Genomic DNA, 19,463 nt, shown 5'->3' with positions numbered 1-19,463 from the left:
GCGGCGGTTCAGCTCAACAGGCTTGGACCGGCGCGCCAACTCATCCGTTGTGCGTGCCGACGATCTGGTCGCCTTCCAGCTTGGTGAACGGCACGAACGGCACCACCTTGCCATTGTAGATGTCCGAGCGGACGATGTTGAACGTGCCGTCGGCGAGCTGCTGCTTGATCACCTTGAGCACGTGCTGGGCGCCCGGCGGACCGACCGGAATGACCATGACGCCATTGGGCTTGAGCTGCTGCAGCAGCGACGGCGGGATGTGGTCGATGCCGCAGGTGACGATGATCTTGTCGAACGGGCCGACGCTCTCCCAGCCATAATAGCCGTCGGCGCTGCGGCTGGTGACGGAGCCGAACACGCTGTAGCCGCGATCGATCAGCGCGTCATAGGTGCGGCGGGTGCGCTGTGCCAGCGGATTGATGATCTCGATCGTGTGTACCTTGTCGGTGAGATTGGCCAGATAGGCTGACTGGTAGCCGGAGCCGGTGCCGACCTCGAGCACGGCTTCGCCAAACTGCACGTCGATAGCCGTCGTCATGCGCCCGACGAGGTGCGGGCCGGAAATGGTCACGCCGTAGCCGATGTCGAGGAAGGCATGATCATAGGCGCGCGCCAGATTCTGCGGCAGCACGAATTCCTCGCGCGGAGTGGCGAGGAAAGCGCGCTTGTTGCGGTCGTCCAGCACGTCCTTGTTGTAGACCATGATCTGGAAGCGATCGAATCGCTCGGCCAGGAACTTCGGATCCTCCCCCCGATTGGCCACCATCCAGTCGATGAACGATTTTTTGTCGTTGAATGGGAGTTCGGCGTTGCGGTCGTAGGGAACCGGCACATTGGCCCTGACCGAGGTCGGAAGAATGGAAAACGCCGCAGCACCCGCCGACAGCGCCAAGAAGTCCCGACGCTTCATGGAAAAGCCTCCAAAAGTGGCCTTTGCCACCCCAAAACCAAGCACTTAATCCGATTGCACCGCCTCCCAAAACGAGTCAATGGCCGTCGAAAGACAGCCGCCTGGCCAGGGATTTTGTGGCAGGAGGGCAACAGTTTGGCCGGTCGACAGGGCCTTTTTCAGCTGAAACGGTCGCCAAGCACCCTCGCCAGGCGGGACCCCGGGTGGCTTTTTGCAGATTTGGCGCAGGCCGTTTTGCTTGACTCGGCCGCCAAAAACAGGCAGCAAACTTGCTTCGGAAGGGCTGCAATACCGCGTGCATGATCGTGGACGAGCCTTTTTTGGCACAAAGTCCACGTCTCTTGGTTGGTTTTGAGAGGGATTGGTTAACCAACTTTGTCCATATTTTGAAGCAATCGGCAACCAACGACAGGCGCGGCAAACGCGTCGGGGACCACCTGGGATCACTCACAGAATGGTCGTCGCGGCTCACAAGGCCACGTACGGGGAAAACCGATTGGAGCAAGATTGGTTGCATGGCGTTGTCGAGTAAACGAAAAATAATCTGGGACCAGCGCGAGGGCGGCGAGTTCGTCGATGCGCCGCGCACCCCTTCCTTCAACCCGCAACGGATCGTCCGCTGGGTCGCGGTGCCCGGTGTCAGCGCTGCCGTCGGCCTCTGGCTGATCGGCACCATGGCCGGCCTCAGTTCCGTCGGCGCCTCGCTGTCGGCGACATCGGGCGGCCTGCCGCAGACGCTGTCCATGCCTGGCTCGCTGGCGCTGGCCGATCCGCTGAAGCAGTATTTCCTCAGATCCTCGGCGCCCTTCGTGCTCGCCAATGCCCATGGCGGCGCGCAGGCGCTGCACGACCACGCCGTGCAATGCGGCGCCAGTTGCTTCAAGCTGGCCAGCGTGAGCCCGCTGGCGGAGAAATCCGCACGCCTCGTGGCGCAGGCAAAGCCGGAACCAATTGTGAAGTCGAAGGCGCAGGAGCGTTTCGAACGCGTGGAAGCATCGCTGTCGCCAACCAGGCTTGCCGCCGCCTTTGCCGGTGCCGGCAAGGCTGTTGCCACGCCCGACGCCCGCCCGGTGATTTCCAAGGCCGCGCCGCAGATTACCGAGGCATCGCTGGTGCCCTCCGTTCAGGTCATGGCCAGCCTGTCTGATGACATGCCGGCTCCGGCGGCGGAACGCTTCGCTCCTGCCGATGCCGGTTCGGTTGTCGTGCAGACCGCGCCCGCGCCAATGGGCTTTGCGCAGTCGGAGACGCCTGACAACACGCAACTGGCGCTGGCCCTCGTGGAGTCGATGCCCGTCGAGGACGAAGCATTTGCCTCGCCGCTGCCGATGACTGAATCCTCCGCCGATGTCGCGGTTGCGCCTGTCGAGACCCAGCAGGAACAGCCCGGCGACGCCGCCTCCTTGCCGGATGCGCTGACCGACGACGTGCCGCTGCCGACCCGTCGCCCGCAATATGACGCGCCGCAACCCAAGGCCGTGGAACAGGATGAGCCAGCTCCGCAGCCCAAGATTGCTCAGCCCAAGCTCGCCCAGCAGAAGCCAGCGCCGCAGGCAAAGCCGGTCCAGCAAGCCCAGCCGGCAAGGCCAGCCCGGGCCGGCCGGTCTGGCGAAGGCGGCGACGTGCTGGCCTACGCCAAGCCGGACACGCCCTCTGGCGGCCTTGGCCAGGCGTTCAGGAACCTGTTCAACGGGCCGAGCGCCGGAAGCGGAGCCGGCCACGGCGTCGCCGTCTATGACATCAGCGCCAAGACCGTTTACATGCCCGACGGCCAGCGGCTCGAGGCACATTCGGGCCTCGGCGCCATGGTCGACCAGCCGCGTTATGTCCACGTCAAGGATCGTGGTCCGACGCCGCCCAACACCTACAATCTGTCGCTGCGTGAATCGCGCTTCCATGGCGTCGAGGCCCTGCGCCTGACCCCGGTCGGTGGCGGCAACAAATACAACCGCGACGGCCTGCTTGCCCACACCTACATGCTGCGCGGCGGCCGCGCCGAGTCCAATGGCTGCGTCGTCTTCCGCGACTACGCCCGCTTCCTCGCCGCCTTCAAGAAGGGCAAGGTCACGCGCCTCGTCGTGGTGCCGCGCCTGAACGGATCGCCGACCCGCGTGGCGGCGGACAACGCACGCGGCGCCTGACCGCGACAGGCAGGCAATCCATGGCACTGCCTCCTCCTGACAGCCTTCTGTCAGGAGCTGCATCCGGGCATGCGGCTTGCCTCATCGCGCTCTTTCCATTTTCGCCAAGACCTCCCATATTCGGGTCATGGCCAAATCCCCCGATAAAAGAACGCCGCCGACGGCGGATGCCGACCGCGCCGCGCCGAAGCGGCGCAGCCCGCTGACCGATTTCCTCGACGCCTCGGAGCCGCTGCACAGAGGCGGCTTCGCCGAGATGCCGCAGCCCGAACTGTCGGGCACGCCGCTGACCGGTTCGATCGCCGACTGGGCCGAGCAGATCGAACAGGAGGCAGAACGCGAAGGCCGCCAGATCGGCAAGGGCGACGGCGGCAAATCGCCAAAGCCGTCGAAGAAGATCCCCGAACGCTCCGCCGCGCCCGGACGCACCGCGCGCGGCACCTCGATGGGCGGCGCGGCCACCGCCCGCGAACGCGCGGCGGCGGGCCTCAATCCGGTCGCCGGCCTCGATGTTTCGCTGGAAGAAGCCGAGACGATGACGTCGAGCGGCGTCACCGCGACGGTCGCCGCTCTGTCGGCACTGATCGAATCCGGCAATCCGCTGCACAAGGACGGCGTCCTCTGGACACCGCACCGTCCCGCCCGGCCGGAAAAGTCCGAGGGCGGCATCGCCATCAAGATGGTGTCGGATTTCGAACCGGCCGGCGACCAGCCGACCGCGATCAAGGATCTTGTCGAAGGCGTCGACAACAACGACCGCACCCAGGTACTGCTTGGCGTCACTGGCTCCGGCAAGACCTTCACCATGGCCAAGGTGATCGAGGAGACGCAGCGCCCCGCCTTGATCCTGGCACCCAACAAGACGCTGGCCGCGCAGCTCTATTCCGAGTTCAAGAAGTTCTTTCCCGACAACGCGGTGGAGTATTTCGTCTCCTACTACGACTACTACCAGCCGGAAGCCTACGTCCCGCGCACCGATACCTTCATCGAGAAGGAATCCTCGATCAACGAGCAGATCGACCGCATGCGCCATTCGGCGACGCGGTCTCTGCTCGAGCGCGATGACGTCATCATCGTCGCCTCGGTGTCCTGCATCTACGGTATCGGCTCGGTCGAGACCTATACGGCGATGACCTTCCAGATGCAGATCGGCGACCGGCTCGACCAGCGCGCGCTGCTCGCCGATCTCGTTGCCCAGCAATACAAGCGCCAGGACATCAATTTCGTGCGCGGCTCGTTCCGCGTGCGTGGCGACACGATCGAGATCTTTCCCGCCCACTTGGAAGATCGCGCCTGGCGCATCTCGATGTTCGGCGACGAGATCGAACAGATCACCGAGTTCGACCCGTTGACCGGCCAGAAGACCGGCGAGCTGAAAAGCGTCAAGATCTACGCCAACTCGCACTATGTGACGCCGCGCCCGACGCTGAACCAGGCGATCAAGTCGATCAAGGAAGAACTCAAGCACCGGCTGGTGGAGCTGGAGCGGGCCGGCCGCCTGCTCGAAGCACAGCGGCTGGAGCAGCGCACCCGTTTCGACCTCGAAATGCTGGAAGCCACCGGCTCCTGCGCCGGCATCGAGAACTATTCGCGCTACCTCACCGGCCGCCAGCCGGGCGATCCGCCGCCGACCCTGTTCGAGTACATTCCCGACAATGCGCTGGTCTTCATCGACGAAAGCCACGTCACCGTGCCGCAGATTGGCGGCATGTATCGCGGCGACTTCAGGCGCAAGGCGACGTTGGCCGAATATGGCTTCCGCTTGCCCTCCTGCATGGACAACCGCCCGCTGCGCTTCGAGGAATGGGACGCCATGCGCCCGCTCTCCGTCGCGGTTTCGGCAACTCCGGGCGGCTGGGAAATGGAGCAGGCCGGCGGCGTCTTCGCCGAGCAGGTCATCCGCCCGACCGGCCTGATCGACCCGCCGGTCGAGGTGCGCCCAGCGAAAAGCCAGGTCGACGATGTCGTCGGCGAGATCCGCGAGACCACAAAGGCCGGCTACCGCACGCTGGTCACGGTGCTGACCAAGCGCATGGCCGAGGACCTCACCGAATACCTGCACGAACAGGGCGTGCGCGTGCGCTACATGCACTCCGACATCGACACGCTCGAGCGCATCGAGATCCTGCGCGATTTGCGCCTCGGCGCCTTCGACGTGCTGGTCGGCATCAACCTTCTGCGCGAGGGCCTCGACATCCCCGAATGCGGCTTCGTCGCCATTCTCGACGCCGACAAGGAAGGATTCCTGCGTTCGGAGACCTCGCTGATCCAGACCATCGGCCGCGCCGCCCGCAACGTCGACGGCAAGGTCATCCTCTATGCGGACCAGGTCACCGGCTCGATGGAGCGGGCGATGGCCGAGACCAACCGCCGCCGCGAAAAGCAGATGGAATGGAATGCGGCCAACGGCATCACGCCGGAGTCGGTCAAGTCGCGCATCTCGGACATTCTCGACTCGGTCTACGAAAAGGACCACGTCCGCGCCGACATCTCGCAGTTCACCGACAGCGCCGGCGCCATGATGGGCAACAACCTCAAGGCCCATCTCGACGCCATGGAGAAGCAGATGCGCGACGCCGCCGCCAATCTCGACTTCGAGAAGGCCGCCCGCATCCGCGACGAGATCAAGCGTCTGCGCGAGATGGAACTCTCGATCTCAGAGGACCCGCTGGCCAAATACGCCGACATGGAGAGCCCGGTCTCGGGCCGCGAAAAGGGCAAGCACAACAAGGGCGTGGCCAAACACCGTACGGCGGAGGAGCAGGAGCGTTTCCGCAAGCTCGACGAAGCACGTGCCGCCGAAGAGGCGGCCAAGGCGGCCCGGCCCAACCTTTTCCGCAAGCCGGCCCTCGACGAGATGGGCGCCGATGGCGCCGTGCCGGTGAAGAAGCCGCTATTCGCCAAACCATCGATTGACGACATGGGCCCAGGCACCGACATGCCGACGCCGGCGGGTGCCGTGTCGCGCTCGCTGTTCAAGAAACAGTCCGCCCAGGAAGCACACGGCTCCGATTTCGGCATTCCCGGAGAGCCGGTCAAACCGCTGTTCAAGAAAAACTCGCTCGACGAGATGACGGTGCGGCGCACCGAAAAGCCGGTCGAGGGAAAGATGCCGGCAAAGCCCCAGCCGATCTCCCCCCTCGTGGGGGAGATGCCCGGCAGGGCAGAGGGGGGCGCGAAGGAACGCGACGGCAAACCAATCGTCCGTCAGCGCGCCGGCATCGGCTCTTACGAGGATCCAGGCGATACGCGCCGCGAAAAGCGCCGGCCGGGCAAGACGGGTCGGCCGGGGCGGTAGCGCTTTTTCCCTTCTCCCCTTGTGGGAGAAGGAAACTGCGCCCCACTTGCCTCCACCCCCGCCTTTGGTGTAATCGCTCCCCAACACTCGAACGTCTTGAAAGGAGGGCTCACGTGTTTACGTTCCATCGTCAGCGTGGCCCGATTTCTGCCCTGCGAGCTAGCTTGCAGGGCTGACCAGGGACGGTCCGGGTTTTTTCCCGCTTCGATTTTTTGGTCTGCCCTTCGTGGTGCGCAACGCCGAGCCTGATGGCCAGCACGCGCACCGTCAAAGTGCATCCGGAGGTGTCTCCGGCAAGACCAGAGAAATCCAAAATGGCCCTGATCAGCCTCAAATCCCTCGGCGTCACCATGAGTGCGCCGCTTTTCGCGCACCTCGACCTCACCATCGGCACTGGCGACCGGCTCGGCATCGTCGCCGCCAATGGCCGTGGCAAGTCGACGTTGCTGAAATGCCTGACCGGCGAGATGGAACCGACCTCCGGCGACATCACCCGCACGCGCGGCCTGCGCGTCGGCCATGTCGAGCAGGCCGTTCCCCCTGCCCTGCTTGGCCGCACCTTCCATCAGGTGGTTGCCGATGCCTTGCCGCCGGATCAGGCCGACAGCGAGATGTGGCGCGTCGACGTGGTGCTGGATTCGCTCGACGTGCCCGAGCCGATGCGCGGCCGGGAAATGCGGGCGCTGAGCGGCGGCTGGCAGAGGCTGGCGCTGATCGCCCGCGTCTGGGTCACCGATCCCGACGTGCTGCTGCTCGACGAGCCGACCAACCATCTCGACCTTGCCCGCATCAGCCAGTTGGAAAGCTGGCTGAGCGCCCTGCCGCGCGAAGTGCCTGTCATCATCGCCAGCCACGACCGCGCCTTCCTCGACGCCACCACCAACCGGACTCTGTTCCTGCGCCCGGAACAATCGCCGGTGTTTGCGCTGCCCTACTCCCGCGCCAGACAGGCGCTCGACGAGGTCGACGCCTCGACGGCGCGCAAGTTCGAGCGTGACATGAAGGTCGCCCAGCAGCTGCGAAAGCAAGCGGCCAAGCTTAACAACATCGGCATCAATTCCGGCAGCGACCTGTTGACGGTGAAAACCAGGCAGCTCAAGGAACGGGCGGAAAAGCTGGAAGAGGCGGCGGTATCAGCGCATCGCGAGAAATCGGCCGGCGCAATAAAACTGGCCAATCGCGGCACCCACGCCAAGGTGCTGATCACGCTCGACGACGCAGCCGTCCAAACGCCGGACGGCACGCTGCTGTTCAGGACCGGCAAGCGCCACATCTGCCAGGGCGACCGCATCGTTCTGCTCGGCCGCAACGGCGTCGGCAAGTCGCGCTTCGTCAGCCTGATCCGCAACGCCATCGTCGAGCCCGACACGGTCGCGAATGTGAAGGTGACGCCGTCGACGGTGCTCGGCTACAGCGATCAGGCGCTGTCCGGCATAGGCGGCGACGACACACCGCTGGCGATGGTATCGCGCCGCTACGATGTCGGCGAACAGCGCGCCCGCTCGCTGCTTGCCGGCGCCGGCGTGGTCATCGAGATGCAGGAGAAAAAGATCGGCGTGCTGTCCGGCGGGCAGAAGGCGCGGCTGATGATGCTGGCGCTGAGGCTCGCCAACCCCAACTTCTACCTGCTCGACGAGCCGACCAACCATCTCGATATCGATGGCCAGGAAGCGCTGGAGGAAGAATTGCTCAAGTACCAGGCCAGTTGCGTCCTCGCCTCGCACGACCGCTCCTTCATCCGCGCCATCGGCAACCGCTTCTGGCTGATCGAGAAGCGGCGCCTGACCGAGGTCGAAGACCCCGAGGACTTTTTCCGCGAAGTGGCTGACGCGGGTGGTTGAAGGCGATGCCTCGGCCGGGCTGGCATTCGAGCTTGCCGGCCCGCACTTTCCCGCCAGCCGAAAAAGGCGCATCCTGAAGGTTCCGCAAGCCGAGGGAGGAGACCGGTCATGCGCGGGGTGGACGTCGTCAAGACCCTTTATGATGCCTATGCGAAACGCGACATCGTGGGCGCGCTGGCCCACTGCTCCGACGATGTCGTCTTCCGCTGGGTCGCCGAACCGCAGGCGCCTTATATCGGAACGGGCAACGGCAAGCAGGAATTCCTTGCCCGCCTCATGGCGCTGGACAGTGATTTCGAATACCGGAACTTCGTCCCGGTGGACATTATCGACGGCGGCGACAAGGTCGCGGCGCAGGTCGAAATCCATTTGACGCGAAAAACCACCGGCAAGGAATTCGTCATGCGCGCCGCCAACTTCTGGACCCTGCGCGACGGCAAGGTCATCGAGATGGTGGAGTATTACGACACGGCGCTGGCCGCCTCGGTCACCTGAAATAATTTCGACGCCCTGTCGGATCGCCTGAACCTGCCTCGTCCTTGGGATGCCTGCACGATGATGCCGGCTTCAACCCAGGGAGAACCTTGTCATGTCCGTCCTTTCATCCATCGGTCGCATCGCAACCCAATATGCCGCGGCACGTGCCCGCCATCGCAGCGAACGCATCCTGCTCTCGCTGCCAGCCGAACTGCGCAAGGACATCGGATTTCCGGAACTCTTCGAAGCGCGGAACAGCCGTCGCGCAACCACCTTCACGACCAAGGTCATATGACCGCGACCAGCCTGTCCATGCGATTGTCACTCAACACCTCCGGTTGCCCGGTGTGCCCGGGCCCGGCCCGCTAAAAAATTTTCGCGGCCATGTAGAATTGCCGTCACCTCGTGCGTCCTAGGCTTTGCAAGGCCAAGCCAAACGCAAAGAGGAGCAAGACATGACCGACCAGACCCCACCACGAGCCGAAGTGCTTGGCGGGTTGACCCCCTATCTGCAGGTCGACGGCGCCATCAAGGCCGCCGAATTCTACAAGAAGGCCTTCGGAGCCGAGGAAGTCTTTGCCTATCCGGCCGACGAAAAAGGCCGCACCATGCACATCCACCTCCACATCAACGGCTCGACGCTGATGCTCGGCGATGCTTATCCCGAACACGGCCACCCGCATAAGGATGCGCAGGGCTACACGCTGCAGCTCCATCTCGACAACGACGATATCGATGCCTGGTGGCAGCGCGCCGTCGATGCCGGCTGCGAAGTCGTGACACCGCTGCAGGTGATGTTCTGGGGCGACCGCTGGGGCCAGGTGAAGGATCCCTTCGGCGTCGCCTGGGCGATGAACGCGCCGGTGAAATAGGTTTTCCTGGCGAGCAGGCGTCGCCCGCCAGGGCTGACGCGCTCACCGCGCCGGGTCGTACCCCGCCGACCCGGCGCTCATTTTTCAACAGAGGAGTTTATCATGTCCTATGTCGATGGTTTCGTGCTTGCCGTGCCAAAAGCCAAACTCGACGACTACAAGAAGCTCGCCAACCTCGCGGGCCCCATATGGATGGAACACGGCGCGATGGCCTATGTCGAATGCATCGGCGACGACGTGCCCTATGGCGAGGTGACCTCGTTTCCGCGTGCCGTTCAGGCAACGGACGACGAGATCGTTGTCTTCGCCTGGGCGGTCTATGAATCCAGGCAAAGCCGCGATGCGGTGATGGCCAAGGTGATGGCCGACCCGCGCTTGACACCCGATTGGGGGCCGATGCCTTTCGATATGAAGCGCATGATCTTCGGCGGCTTCCAGCCGTTCATCGAGCTTTGAGCGGCTGAGCCCTCTCAGCTTCGTCATCCACGGGCGGAGCAGCCGCGAAGCGGCGTCACGAAGACCCGAGGATCCATGCCGCGACCTCGATCGAAGGACGCAGCTGAGCAGTATTCTGTACCGTTTTCAAGGCCTTAACGTCGCGGCATGGATCCTATGGTCTGCGCCGCGTCGCTTTGCTCCTTGCTCCGCCATAGGATGACGAAGCGGTGAGGGCTCCGGCCCATCGGCGAACGATGCGCTAATCCAGCCTATCCAGCAGCGGCTTCAGCCGATCCCCATAGCGTTTCCACAGGTCGACCGAGCCTTGATACATCGGCTGACGCACCTGCGCGGCGGACGCCGTGCGCACCGGCCGGTCGGTCGCGTGGAAAGACAGCACGGCATCGTCCCAGGGCAGGCCGAGATAGTCGATGAGCGCCCGGCTCTGCCCTTCCTGATCGGCGACGAAATCCTCATAGCGAACATCATGCACGACGCCGGGCAGCACCTTGTGCCAATGCGCCATGATGTCGATGTAGAGGTTATGGAAGTCGGCGAGTTCGTCGAGGTCATAGCCGTAGCGGTGGCTGTCGCCGCGGAAATGCACCTTGTAGATCGACAGGCAGGTTGCCGCCGCATCGCGGGTGACGTGGATGATCCTGGCCTTCGGCATCATCATGTGGATGAAGCCGACAAGCAGGAAGTTGCCCGGCATCTTGTCGGTGACGTGGCCGATATGCGGATAGCGGGCATGCAGCATGTCGAGATAGGCCTGGCCTGCCTCGGCAAAATCCGCATCGTCCGTGTCCGACACGCCCCAGGGGAAGCCGCCCGGCATGGTCGACGGGAACTGCTTGCCGACCACCTTCTTCAAGATGCTGAGCTCGCCCGCACCATAGACCTTCGGATGGCTGGCGATGATCTGCTCGACCAGCGTCGTGCCCGAACGCGGCATGCCGACGACGAAGATCGGCGCGTCATCGGTGATTGGGCTCGGTCTGTGCCTTTGGAAGAAGCCGGCATCGAACACCGTCTTCATCGCCTCGAAATCCGCACGCGTCCTGACGGGATCGTAGTTGATGCCCTTGCGGCGAATGGCATTGCCTTCGGCGAAATAATCGAAGGCCCTGTTGTAGTCCTTCAAATCGTCATTGGCCTTGCCGAGGCCGAAGGACAGCTGCATGCGTGCCAGGCTGTCCTGCGGCGCCTTGGCGTGCTGGGCTTCCATGCCGGCCAATTCGGCATCGCGCTCCTTCTGGCGCTTGACCTGCGTCAGCATCAGCCAGGCCGTGGCCATGCCGGGATTGATCGCCAGCGCCTGCCGGAACAGATCGGCCGCCTCGTCGAGCTTGCCCTTTTCCATCAGCCCGACGCCAAGCCCGTGCAGCAGGTCCGCATCCTTGGGGCGGATGGTCAGCGACTCGCGAAAAGTCGCCAGCGCCTCATCCAGCCGCCCTGATTCCTGCAGGGTTTCGGCAAGCCCGATGCGGGCGCGCACATGAAATGGATTGCGCGCGACCGTACCGCGATAGATCTCCTCGGCCTCCTCGAACTGGCCGAGCTGATTCAGCGACGAGCCGAGATTGTCGCGCGCCGCGAGTTGGTCCGGCCGCAGATCGACCGCGCCACGGAAGAAATCGATGGCCGCGGCAACGCGGCCGAGGTCACGCATCACCGTGCCGAAATTGTTGAGGAAATCGGGGTTCGTGGGCTGCAGGCTCACGGACTGTTCGAGGAGATCCAGCCCTTCTTCGCTGCGTCCGGTCTGATGCAGCAGCAGCCCCAGGAAATGTGCCGCGGCCGCGTGTCTGGGCTGACGCGCCAACACCTGCCGGTAGATTGACTCAGCCTCTTGCCTGCGCCCTGCCTGGTGAAGTTGCAGCGCCTGCTGCACATACTGGTCAAGGCCCAGGGGCGGTTGTCCGCCCGCGCCAGACCTGGCTCCCGCACCCGCCGCTCGTCTCTGATCTCTGTTAATGGGAAACCTGCCGTGTTTGTCCGCCTCTGCGATCTAGGCCATTGGCGCGGCAGGTTCAAGTCTCAGTGTGGTTCTGCGGCCTTTCCATCGCCATGAACGCGATCAGACCAGGCGGTTGCTTTCGGCGACCTGTCTGGCCCGCCTTACGGTGCCATCGGTATCGGCGATCGTTCGCCTTGCAGCCTCATCGCTTCTGATGGTCAGCCGTGCCGACTTGACGATCATCGGCTGGCCGGTCGGGCCAACGGCAACGGCGTGTATGATGCCCGGCTTGGCGATCGGGTTGATCGCGACGGTCTTCCCCCTTGAGCCTCTTGTGGAAATCATGGTTCTGTCCTCATTTCGGAGTAAATAAAATGGCGCGCAAGGGAAACACCCTTGCGAATTTTCAATATTTTTTAGAAATATTCCAAACTGATAGCATAATTATATGAATATTCATAGCGATGTGTTTTTCGATGAGAGGTGGAAAATTTCGGAAATCTACTTGAATAGCCAGCCATATCGACATATGTAAGACAAATCGTTTTGGCCAGAATTGGCATCTCGCGGCGTCAGAGGTTTTCGACCCGCCAAATCTTATTCCAAATCGTTGCTACCGGACGCGCCGCACCTTCGCCGCGCGACGATATCTCAACACGCGAAAGACACATATGAACACCGGAACCGTGAAGTTCTACAATGGCCAGAAGGGCTTCGGCTTCATTCAGCCGGCCGATGGCGGCAAGGACGTTTTCGTCCATGTCAGCGCGCTGGAGCGCGCCGGTTTCCCGGGTCTCGCGGAAGGCCAGAAGCTTCAGTTCGAACTGGAGCGTGACGGCAAGGGCCGCGAGTCGGCCGCCAATCTGCAACTGATCTGATCAGGCCGAGTTCGATGAACGCTGACCACGGATGTACTGGCAGCTCTCGAAAGAGGCTTATTTCCAGCGATTGCCGGAAATAGGAAAGCGGGGCTTGTCCCCGCTTTTTTTGCATTCAGGCAGCGGTTTTACATGACGCCCAACGCGTGGGCACATCAAGGCCAGGACAATGTCGGACCGAACCACCCATTCCATCGCGCATTTCGCGGCTCCCTTCACGTTCGGGGGGCTGGAAGGGCCGTTGCCGGCTGGCGACTACGACATCGATCAGGACGAAGAACTGATAGAGGGCGTGTCACGCATTGCCTGGCGCCGCGTCGCCACCTTCATTCACCTGCCGGCAAGGGCTGTTAAGAACCCGACCACCAGCCAGCTTGTCGCCATCGACCACCTCGAACTCGAAAACGCGCTGAAGCGCGACCGGGAGAATGCAGCATGATCCGTTTCCAGCAGAATGCGCGTCCGCGCACGGATACCCCCTCGCATCTCTTCGCCATCGGCCAGACCGTGCGCATGAAAAGCCGTGGCGGCCTCCTCCTCAAGACAGCCGAACTGTTCGAGATCAAGAGCAGGCTGCCGGTCAAGGACGGCTCGCCGCAATACCGTATCCGCAGTGACCAGGAGACCCACGAACGGGTCACCACGGAAGACAATCTCGAACCGGCCGGCAATCCGGTGGTTGGCAACAATCCGGCGGCCTGAGACCTCAGCAACGTCAGACAACCCGCACGAGGAGCAGACAATATGGCCAAGGGCCAACAGCGCAGCAACCGCGAAACACGCAAACCCAAGAAGGACAAGGTGGTGGCCAAGCCCGCCTCTCCGTTCGGCTCGTCGGTCAAGCAGGCCGAGAGCGGCCTGAAGCCAAAATCGAAGGGCTGATAGCCTGGGGTGCCTCGCGCGCCCCAGCCCTGCTCCGAAGCAGGCTGCAAACTGACAAAAAGGCCTTGCCAAGTCCTGCCACGGAGGCTTGCTTGAACTTCGTCATCGAGTTCTACCGGTCGCGCGACGCCGAGGAAGCGATGCTCGACAGGGTGTCGCTGGAAGCACCGACGCTACGCGCCGCCCTGCAGGGCGCGGCCGCTCTGTTCCACAGCCTGGCCATGCCGCAGACCCCCGACCGCCTGCGCATTTCGGACGAGCACGGCAGCGAGCTTTATGCCGGTCCGGCCGATGGAGCGTATCCGGTCTAGGGCATTTCACCGTTTTCACCGAAACGGCGAACCGGTCCGCCTCTTTGTTTCGACGCAATCCCGGCCGGAAAACCGTTCACACTCTTCCTGGAATTGCTCCGGGCTGCCACCAGTATCATTGCCGCGCAACCGCAACCGGCCCGCGACGTTGACCCTGCACATCGACACGCAGGAGCCGCCAATGTCCCTCACCGCCTTTGCCATCAACTGTTCCCTGAAAGCCTCGGGCGAAAAGGAAAAATCCTCCACCGACAAGATCGTCGCCGATCTGCTTTCGGCGCTCAAGCCGCATGGGGTGAAGGGCGAGGTCGTGCGCGCCCTCGATCACGACATCAAGGCCGGTGTGCTCTCCGATATGGGCAAGGGCGACGACTGGCCCGCCCTGCGTGAGAAAATCATCTCCGCCGATATCTTTATCCTCGGCTTGCCGATCTGGATGGGCCAACCCTCCAGCGTGGCCAAGCGCGTCATGGAGCGCATGGACGCTTTCCTCTCCGAAACCGACGACAAGGGCCGCATGCCGGCCGCCGGCAAGGTGGCGCTGGTGGCGATCGTCGGCAACGAGGATGGTGCGCACCATTGCCATGCCGAATGCTTCCAGGCGCTCAACGATGTCGGCTTCACCATACCGGCCAATGGCGGCGTCTACTGGGTGGGCGAAGCCATGGGCGACGTCAACTATGTCGACCTGCCGGCGACCCCCGAAAAGGTCGACGGAATGATCGAGATGGCCGCGTCAAATGCGGCACATCTGGCTGCCCTGCTGAAGGGCAAAGCCTATATCGGCGTGGACAAGTAACGGAGTTCCCGCCTCCTCAGCACGGCCCGTCGCCGACAATGCGGTAGTCCGCGGCGCGGGCTTCGCAGGCATTGGGGAAGCTGCGCGTCTCGCCATGGCGGCGGGCGCAGACCGGAGCGTATTCGCGGGTGCAGAACGTCTGCTCTTCCCCGCCGCCGCCACCGCTGTCGCGGCAAGGACCGTCGCGCACGACGCGGTAACCGGCTCGATCGGCAAGGCATGCATTGGCGAAGGTCTGGCGATCACCGCCGCGACGGGCACAGACCGGTTCGTATTGCCTGGTGCAGAATTGCGGTTCGGGACGCGGCGGACGTGGACGAGGCCCCGGCCCGTCATCGACGACGACGGTGCAGGCGGCCAGCAGCGCCGACAGGAACAGGACGGCAAACCCTTGCCGCGAAAAAACTGACGCCAGGAATTTCATGCTGATCTCTCCCTCGATCCCATCCCGATCGCGATCCTCGCCATTCGCCCTTCAAATGCAACCCCGTTCGCGGCTATCCACACTGCAAACGGAGGGCCATGGCGGGCATTCGATCGCGCCGCTGGGCCACCCCTGGCCCATGCGTGACCCTGTCCGTGGGCCGATGACCCGCCGGACAACCAGGCCTATCTGCGGCCGGTCGACGCTCAGATCGGTCGATTCATGCGTCGGGATGCCCTCATAGCGGCGGCCCGCGGCGCTATCTTGCAACCTTCACGTTTCCGTGCGATAAATTCCGTGTTCGGGCATTTGCGACCCGGAGAGCGGAACGTTTTGGACGACCTTTCCCCGATACTGTGAATCTCTGACGGCCCCGTTTTTCGGCGGGGGGTTTGACCATGCGCCAATGCATGACTGCCGAAAGCAACCACCGGGAACTGCCCTCGACGCCAGGTGGCGGGCAGGACCACCAAAGACTGAACGGGTGAAGGAGTTTCCCCAATGGCCCAGACCGGCACCGTTAAATTCTTCAACGCGACCAAAGGCTTCGGTTTCATCACGCCCGACGGCGGCGCCAAGGACGTGTTCGTCCATATTTCCGCGATCGAGGCATCGGGCCTGCGCACGCTCGTCGACGGCCAGAAGGTCACCTTCGACGTCGAGCCGGATCGCATGGGCAAGGGCCCGAAGGCGGTCAACCTCCGCGCTGCCTGAACCATCGGCACGCCGCGCGTCCTTGAGGGCGAGCGAACGAGGTTCCAAGGCTTGCCCAGCCTCTGGGCACGCAGACAGATTTTGAAAGGCGCGGCGGTTTTCGCCGCGCCTTTTTCATGCCCGCGATGCAGCATGAATGCATGTCGCCCCAAAGTGGATCCGGTTTTGGATCGACGACATGCATCATACCAAGGGCTTGAAGCGTGACGCGCCTTAAGTGCCCAAAAAACTTTCTCTTGCCGATGACGCTAAAATAAAGGACAAATTTCCTCTCGGGCATTTGCCGGCCCGAGACTGGAGTTTATGGGATCAAAGGAGCTTCCCATGCCGCAGACCGGCACCGTCAAATTCTTCAACCATGCCAAAGGCTTCGGCTTCATCACGCCTGACGATGGCGCGAAGGATGTCTTCGTCCATATTTCGGCCGTGCAGGCGTCGGGTCTTCCCGGTCTCGAAGATGGGCAGAAAGTAACATTCGACACCGAGCCGGACAAGCGCGGCAAGGGGCCCAAGGCCGTCAACCTGTCTGTGGGCTGAGCCGGCTTCACGCTGTCGGCTCCGGCAGGGCAGCCCAGCTCATTTCGAGCGTGGTTCTTGACGCCCTCTCGGAAACGCGGGCGAAATCCGTTCAGCCTCCGTTCAGCCACGGTCGCATATTAGTCTTGGGTAAAGCCGGACCGCATCCCCTGCAAAACTGCACGGCCCGGTGCGAAGGAGACCAAGATGAACAGAATTTTCAAGACAGCCGTGCTGTCCGCCGCCATGGCCGCCACCATGCTCGTGGCCCTGCCCGCGGCCAATGCCGATGAGTGGCGCCATCACCGCCACCACGGAAATGGCGACGCCGTTGCCGCCGGCGTGCTTGGCCTCGCCGCCGGCGCCCTGATTGGTGGCGCGCTGGCCAATGACCAGCCACCGCCTTACGCTGACCGCTACTACGATGACGGTTATTACGATCGTGACGTGCGGATCCGCCCGGCTCCGGTCCGCCGCTACTACGCGGAGCCGCGGGTGGTGTATGCCGATCGCTATGCCGAACCGTGGACGCGTGACTGGTACGAATACTGCTCGGACCGCTACCGCACCTTCAACTCCCGCACCGGCACCTTCACCGGCAATGACGGCGAGCAGCATTTCTGCACTGCCAACTGAGTGCATGTCGCCCAAAAGTGCGTAGCGGTTTTGGGACAACGACTTGCACCAAACAAAGCGCGAAAGCGCTTAGGGCTTCCCTGCCCCAGACAAAAAAGCGCTGACCGCAAGGCCAGCGTTTTTTTGTTGGGCGCCCGGGTGTGATTCACGTCAGGAATGGATTGGTCCTGCGCTCCTCGCCAAAGCGGCCGCCGGGACCGTGGCCGCAGATGAAGCCGATATCGTCGCCCAGCGGCAACAGCTTGTCCTTGATCGAAGCGATGAGCGTCGCATGGTCGCCGCCCGGCAGGTCGGTGCGGCCGACCGAGCCACGGAACAGCACGTCGCCGACATGGGCAAACTTGGCCGCGCGGTTGTAGTAGACGACATGGCCCGGCGCGTGGCCGGGGCAATGCAGCACCTCGAACACGTGGCCGCCGAACGACACGGTCTCGCCCTCGGTGAGGAACCGGTCGGGCACACAGTCGCGTGAGCCGACAATGCCGTAGCGCTTGCCCTGGTTCTCCAGATTGTCGAGCAAGGGCTTGTCGGCCTCGTGCGGACCGATGATGTCGATGCCGAGCGCCTCCTTCAATTCCATGGCACCGCCGGCATGGTCGATATGTCCATGCGTGATCCAGATTGCCTCGGCCCTGATTGCATTGTCCTTCAGCACCGCCAGCACCTTGTCGATGTCGCCGCCCGGATCGACGACGACACCACGCTTGTCGTCCATGTCGAACAGGATGGTGCAGTTCTGCTGAAACTGTGTGACCGGCACGATGCCGGCATTGAGCTGACCCATGATCGTCCTTTCGTATCCCTGGCGTGATGTAGAGGTGCCGGCGAAACGCGTCCACCCCTCGAAAGACGAACAGTCAGTCATCTGAAAAACAGAAATGGGCGGCCGAAGCCGCCCATTTGAACAAACCTGAGACCGTCAGGCTTACTTCTTCATGGCGCCCAGGACCGCGCCGATAATGCCGGTCAGGATCGCGCCGCCGCCGGCGCCGCCGACGATGTTCTGCAGATTGAGCGCGCTGCCGAGACCGCTCGTCGCCGCCGCAGCTGCGTCTGGAGTGATCGTGCCGCCACCGAGCAGGCTGCCGAGGATCGCCGCGCCGCCGACGCCGCCAATGGCTCCGCCAAGGATTTTGGGAAGCTGCCCCATCGCCGCCGTCTTGATTGCCGCGCCGACCGCCTGACCACCGATGATGCCTGTAATGATCTGGATGATGATCGGAAGAAGCGTGTTCATGTCCATATGATTAGTCCCTCCATAGCTGCCAGCCTCCCGGGCCGACACCATCATGAGACGCCGAATTGGATGAAAGTCAAATGCAGAAACGCTGAAATAAAAGGGGCGGCTCGAAAACCGCCCCTGCTTGCGTGAAAAGCTGTGACTATCGTTATTCTGCGGCGATCGCGTGCTTGGGCTGAACCGCGGCAGAATAGTCGTTCATAAGATTCTTGGCGATTTCGCCGACCTCGAATCGGTAAGGGCCTATCTCCGAAACCGGCGTTACTTCCGCCGCCGTTCCAGTCAGGAAGCATTGCTCGAAACCTTCGAGTTCTTCCGGCATGATCGCGCGTTCAATCACTTCCAGGCCGCGATCCTTGGCCAGGCCAATGACCGTGCGGCGGGTGATGCCGTCGAGGAAGCAGTCGGGCGTGGGTGTATGGATCTTGCCGTCCTTGACGAAGAAGATGTTTGCGCCCGTTGCCTCCGCCACTTGTCCGCGCCAGTCGAGCATCATGGCGTCGGCATAGCCTTTTGCTTCGGCTGCATGCTTGGACATGGTGCAGATCATGTAAAGGCCGGCGGCCTTCGACCGCGACGGCGCCGTGCGCGGGTCGGGCCGGCGCCACTCCGCCACGTCGAGGCGAATGCCCTTGAGCTTCTGCGCCGGATCGAAATAGCTCGGCCACTGCCAGATGGCGATGGCGACGTTGATGCGGTTGTTCTGAGCCGAAACGCCCATCTGCTCGCTGCCGCGCCAGGCGATCGGCCGGACATAGGCGTCCTGGAAGCCCTGCTTCTTCAACAGCGTGGCCGAGGCGTCGTTGAGCTCGGCGACCGAATAGGGAATCTTGAAGCCGAGCAGGCGCGCCGATTCATGCAGGCGCTCGGTGTGCTCGTTGAGCTTGAAGATCTCGCCGCCATAGGCGCGCTCGCCCTCGAAGACCGCGCTGGCGTAGTGCAGGCCGTGGGTCAGCACGTGGATCTTGGCGTCGCCCCATTGCACGAACTCGCCATTCATCCAGATGAAGCCGTCCAGTTGATCGAAGGGAACGGATGCCATGGTAACCTCCCGCGGGCCACGGCCCGCATATCTCAGTGTCGTTGCGTGTTCTTTTTGGCCGCGCCATGCGATTTGAGACGCCGG

Annotated in this window: 23 protein-coding genes; 16 read left to right on the top strand and 7 right to left on the bottom strand. The window is 63.0% G+C overall.

The annotated features are described in order from the left end of the window. Positions 1 to 40 precede the first annotated feature (40 nt). Positions 41 to 910: a protein-L-isoaspartate O-methyltransferase family protein gene (locus tag EB231_RS11965; RefSeq protein ID WP_172348979.1), complete on the bottom strand. Its 870-nt coding sequence runs from the start codon at positions 908 to 910 to the stop codon at positions 41 to 43. Positions 911 to 1,425: 515 nt separating this feature from the next. On the opposite strand from EB231_RS11965, the gene EB231_RS11960 reads away from it, so the two are divergent. From EB231_RS11960 to EB231_RS11930, 7 genes are all read left to right on the top strand, one after another. Then, positions 1,426 to 3,051: a DUF2778 domain-containing protein gene (locus EB231_RS11960; protein WP_172348978.1), complete on the top strand. Its 1,626-nt coding sequence runs from the start codon at positions 1,426 to 1,428 to the stop codon at positions 3,049 to 3,051. 127 nt (positions 3,052 to 3,178) lie between these two features. Beyond that, positions 3,179 to 6,349, top strand: coding sequence for an excinuclease ABC subunit UvrB (gene uvrB / locus EB231_RS11955; RefSeq protein WP_246740921.1), 3,171 nt, complete (start codon positions 3,179 to 3,181; stop codon positions 6,347 to 6,349). Positions 6,350 to 6,663: 314 nt separating this feature from the next. After that, entirely contained in the window at positions 6,664 to 8,190 is a 1,527-nt protein-coding gene (locus EB231_RS11950) for an ABC-F family ATP-binding cassette domain-containing protein (protein ID WP_172348977.1), read from the top strand. A gap of 108 nt (positions 8,191 to 8,298) precedes the next feature. Continuing rightward, the gene (locus EB231_RS11945) at positions 8,299 to 8,685 is read left to right on the top strand and encodes a nuclear transport factor 2 family protein (RefSeq protein ID WP_172348976.1); all 387 of its coding nucleotides are present in this window, start codon (positions 8,299 to 8,301) and stop codon (positions 8,683 to 8,685) included. Between the two features lie 94 nt (positions 8,686 to 8,779). After that, entirely contained in the window at positions 8,780 to 8,962 is a 183-nt protein-coding gene (locus tag EB231_RS11940) for a hypothetical protein (protein WP_172348975.1), read from the top strand. Between the two features lie 160 nt (positions 8,963 to 9,122). After that, positions 9,123 to 9,539: a VOC family protein gene (locus EB231_RS11935; protein ID WP_172348974.1), complete on the top strand. Its 417-nt coding sequence runs from the start codon at positions 9,123 to 9,125 to the stop codon at positions 9,537 to 9,539. 102 nt (positions 9,540 to 9,641) lie between these two features. After that, positions 9,642 to 9,995 carry a DUF1428 domain-containing protein gene (locus EB231_RS11930; protein ID WP_172348973.1) on the top strand — a complete coding sequence of 118 codons (354 nt, stop codon included), beginning with the start codon at positions 9,642 to 9,644 and terminating at the stop codon, positions 9,993 to 9,995. 241 nt (positions 9,996 to 10,236) lie between these two features. Here the strand turns inward: EB231_RS11930 and EB231_RS11925 are convergent, their stop codons facing one another. Beyond that, positions 10,237 to 11,871: a tetratricopeptide repeat-containing sulfotransferase family protein gene (locus EB231_RS11925; protein ID WP_172348972.1), complete on the bottom strand. Its 1,635-nt coding sequence runs from the start codon at positions 11,869 to 11,871 to the stop codon at positions 10,237 to 10,239. A 186-nt stretch (positions 11,872 to 12,057) separates the two neighbouring features. Continuing rightward, a complete protein-coding gene (locus EB231_RS11920) occupies positions 12,058 to 12,282 on the bottom strand; it encodes a hypothetical protein (RefSeq protein ID WP_172348971.1) in 225 nt (74 codons plus the stop codon). 326 nt (positions 12,283 to 12,608) lie between these two features. Here EB231_RS11920 and EB231_RS11915 point away from each other — a divergent pair, with 326 nt between their 5' ends. The 6 genes from EB231_RS11915 (at position 12,609) to EB231_RS11890 (ending at position 14,807) form a co-directional block, all read left to right on the top strand. Further along, positions 12,609 to 12,815, top strand: a complete 207-nt coding sequence (locus EB231_RS11915) for a cold-shock protein (protein ID WP_140777249.1) — start codon at positions 12,609 to 12,611, stop codon at positions 12,813 to 12,815. Between the two features lie 169 nt (positions 12,816 to 12,984). Beyond that, positions 12,985 to 13,254, top strand: coding sequence for a hypothetical protein (locus EB231_RS11910; protein ID WP_172348970.1), 270 nt, complete (start codon positions 12,985 to 12,987; stop codon positions 13,252 to 13,254). Further along, a complete protein-coding gene (locus EB231_RS11905; protein ID WP_056578914.1) occupies positions 13,251 to 13,517 on the top strand; it encodes a hypothetical protein in 267 nt (88 codons plus the stop codon). Before EB231_RS11910 ends, EB231_RS11905 begins: the two co-directional genes overlap by 4 nt. A gap of 42 nt (positions 13,518 to 13,559) precedes the next feature. After that, the gene (locus EB231_RS11900) at positions 13,560 to 13,697 is read left to right on the top strand and encodes a hypothetical protein (protein ID WP_171883285.1); all 138 of its coding nucleotides are present in this window, start codon (positions 13,560 to 13,562) and stop codon (positions 13,695 to 13,697) included. A 92-nt stretch (positions 13,698 to 13,789) separates the two neighbouring features. Beyond that, positions 13,790 to 14,008, top strand: coding sequence for a hypothetical protein (locus EB231_RS11895; RefSeq protein WP_172348969.1), 219 nt, complete (start codon positions 13,790 to 13,792; stop codon positions 14,006 to 14,008). 181 nt (positions 14,009 to 14,189) lie between these two features. After that, positions 14,190 to 14,807 carry a flavodoxin family protein gene (locus tag EB231_RS11890; RefSeq protein ID WP_172348968.1) on the top strand — a complete coding sequence of 206 codons (618 nt, stop codon included), beginning with the start codon at positions 14,190 to 14,192 and terminating at the stop codon, positions 14,805 to 14,807. A gap of 16 nt (positions 14,808 to 14,823) precedes the next feature. Here EB231_RS11890 and EB231_RS11885 read toward each other — a convergent pair whose 3' ends face one another. Continuing rightward, complete coding sequence (locus EB231_RS11885) at positions 14,824 to 15,231, bottom strand: Kazal-type serine protease inhibitor family protein (RefSeq protein ID WP_172348967.1); 408 nt, start codon at positions 15,229 to 15,231, stop codon at positions 14,824 to 14,826. 501 nt (positions 15,232 to 15,732) lie between these two features. Here EB231_RS11885 and EB231_RS11880 point away from each other — a divergent pair. From EB231_RS11880 to EB231_RS11870, 3 genes are all read left to right on the top strand, one after another. Then, a complete protein-coding gene (locus tag EB231_RS11880; RefSeq protein ID WP_006202520.1) occupies positions 15,733 to 15,945 on the top strand; it encodes a cold-shock protein in 213 nt (70 codons plus the stop codon). Positions 15,946 to 16,269: 324 nt separating this feature from the next. After that, positions 16,270 to 16,482 (top strand): cold-shock protein, encoded by a 213-nt coding sequence (locus EB231_RS11875; protein ID WP_008877668.1) that lies wholly within the window; start codon positions 16,270 to 16,272, stop codon positions 16,480 to 16,482. 186 nt (positions 16,483 to 16,668) lie between these two features. After that, entirely contained in the window at positions 16,669 to 17,097 is a 429-nt protein-coding gene (locus EB231_RS11870) for a BA14K family protein (RefSeq protein WP_172348966.1), read from the top strand. A 145-nt stretch (positions 17,098 to 17,242) separates the two neighbouring features. Here EB231_RS11870 and EB231_RS11865 read toward each other — a convergent pair whose 3' ends face one another. The 3 genes from EB231_RS11865 to EB231_RS11855 all read right to left on the bottom strand — a co-directional run bounded on the left by EB231_RS11865 (position 17,243) and on the right by EB231_RS11855 (position 19,379). Continuing rightward, positions 17,243 to 17,881: an MBL fold metallo-hydrolase gene (locus EB231_RS11865; RefSeq protein WP_140777263.1), complete on the bottom strand. Its 639-nt coding sequence runs from the start codon at positions 17,879 to 17,881 to the stop codon at positions 17,243 to 17,245. 141 nt (positions 17,882 to 18,022) lie between these two features. Then, the gene (locus EB231_RS11860; protein ID WP_172348965.1) at positions 18,023 to 18,340 is read right to left on the bottom strand and encodes a hypothetical protein; all 318 of its coding nucleotides are present in this window, start codon (positions 18,338 to 18,340) and stop codon (positions 18,023 to 18,025) included. A gap of 145 nt (positions 18,341 to 18,485) precedes the next feature. After that, on the bottom strand, positions 18,486 to 19,379 hold the full coding sequence (locus EB231_RS11855; protein ID WP_172348964.1) for a branched-chain amino acid aminotransferase: 894 nt from the start codon (positions 19,377 to 19,379) through the stop codon (positions 18,486 to 18,488). Positions 19,380 to 19,463 lie beyond the last annotated feature (84 nt).

Source organism: Mesorhizobium sp. NZP2298, assembly GCF_013170825.1.
Lineage (GTDB): Bacteria > Pseudomonadota > Alphaproteobacteria > Rhizobiales > Rhizobiaceae > Mesorhizobium.
Note: the sequence above shows the minus strand (reverse complement) of the source record. Positions and strands in the feature narration are given on the sequence as shown.

Excerpts from the sequence above, each read along its gene's own strand:
- EB231_RS11915 (WP_140777249.1), top strand. The coding sequence starts at position 12,609 with ATGAACACCGGAACCGTGAAGTTCTACAATGGCCAGAAGGGCTTCGGC.
- EB231_RS11865 (WP_140777263.1), bottom strand. The coding sequence starts at position 17,881 with ATGGGTCAGCTCAATGCCGGCATCGTGCCGGTCACACAGTTTCAGCAG.
- EB231_RS11920 (WP_172348971.1), bottom strand. The coding sequence starts at position 12,282 with ATGATTTCCACAAGAGGCTCAAGGGGGAAGACCGTCGCGATCAACCCG.
- EB231_RS11855 (WP_172348964.1), bottom strand. The coding sequence starts at position 19,379 with ATGGCATCCGTTCCCTTCGATCAACTGGACGGCTTCATCTGGATGAAT.
- EB231_RS11945 (WP_172348976.1), top strand. The coding sequence starts at position 8,299 with ATGCGCGGGGTGGACGTCGTCAAGACCCTTTATGATGCCTATGCGAAA.
- EB231_RS11950 (WP_172348977.1), top strand. The coding sequence starts at position 6,664 with ATGGCCCTGATCAGCCTCAAATCCCTCGGCGTCACCATGAGTGCGCCG.
- EB231_RS11905 (WP_056578914.1), top strand. The coding sequence starts at position 13,251 with ATGATCCGTTTCCAGCAGAATGCGCGTCCGCGCACGGATACCCCCTCG.
- EB231_RS11890 (WP_172348968.1), top strand. The coding sequence starts at position 14,190 with ATGTCCCTCACCGCCTTTGCCATCAACTGTTCCCTGAAAGCCTCGGGC.
- EB231_RS11870 (WP_172348966.1), top strand. The coding sequence starts at position 16,669 with ATGAACAGAATTTTCAAGACAGCCGTGCTGTCCGCCGCCATGGCCGCC.
- EB231_RS11935 (WP_172348974.1), top strand. The coding sequence starts at position 9,123 with ATGACCGACCAGACCCCACCACGAGCCGAAGTGCTTGGCGGGTTGACC.
- EB231_RS11965 (WP_172348979.1), bottom strand. The coding sequence starts at position 910 with ATGAAGCGTCGGGACTTCTTGGCGCTGTCGGCGGGTGCTGCGGCGTTT.
- EB231_RS11960 (WP_172348978.1), top strand. The coding sequence starts at position 1,426 with ATGGCGTTGTCGAGTAAACGAAAAATAATCTGGGACCAGCGCGAGGGC.
- EB231_RS11940 (WP_172348975.1), top strand. The coding sequence starts at position 8,780 with ATGTCCGTCCTTTCATCCATCGGTCGCATCGCAACCCAATATGCCGCG.
- EB231_RS11875 (WP_008877668.1), top strand. The coding sequence starts at position 16,270 with ATGCCGCAGACCGGCACCGTCAAATTCTTCAACCATGCCAAAGGCTTC.
- uvrB (WP_246740921.1), top strand. The coding sequence starts at position 3,179 with ATGGCCAAATCCCCCGATAAAAGAACGCCGCCGACGGCGGATGCCGAC.
- EB231_RS11880 (WP_006202520.1), top strand. The coding sequence starts at position 15,733 with ATGGCCCAGACCGGCACCGTTAAATTCTTCAACGCGACCAAAGGCTTC.
- EB231_RS11910 (WP_172348970.1), top strand. The coding sequence starts at position 12,985 with ATGTCGGACCGAACCACCCATTCCATCGCGCATTTCGCGGCTCCCTTC.
- EB231_RS11885 (WP_172348967.1), bottom strand. The coding sequence starts at position 15,231 with ATGAAATTCCTGGCGTCAGTTTTTTCGCGGCAAGGGTTTGCCGTCCTG.
- EB231_RS11930 (WP_172348973.1), top strand. The coding sequence starts at position 9,642 with ATGTCCTATGTCGATGGTTTCGTGCTTGCCGTGCCAAAAGCCAAACTC.
- EB231_RS11860 (WP_172348965.1), bottom strand. The coding sequence starts at position 18,340 with ATGGACATGAACACGCTTCTTCCGATCATCATCCAGATCATTACAGGC.
- EB231_RS11900 (WP_171883285.1), top strand. The coding sequence starts at position 13,560 with ATGGCCAAGGGCCAACAGCGCAGCAACCGCGAAACACGCAAACCCAAG.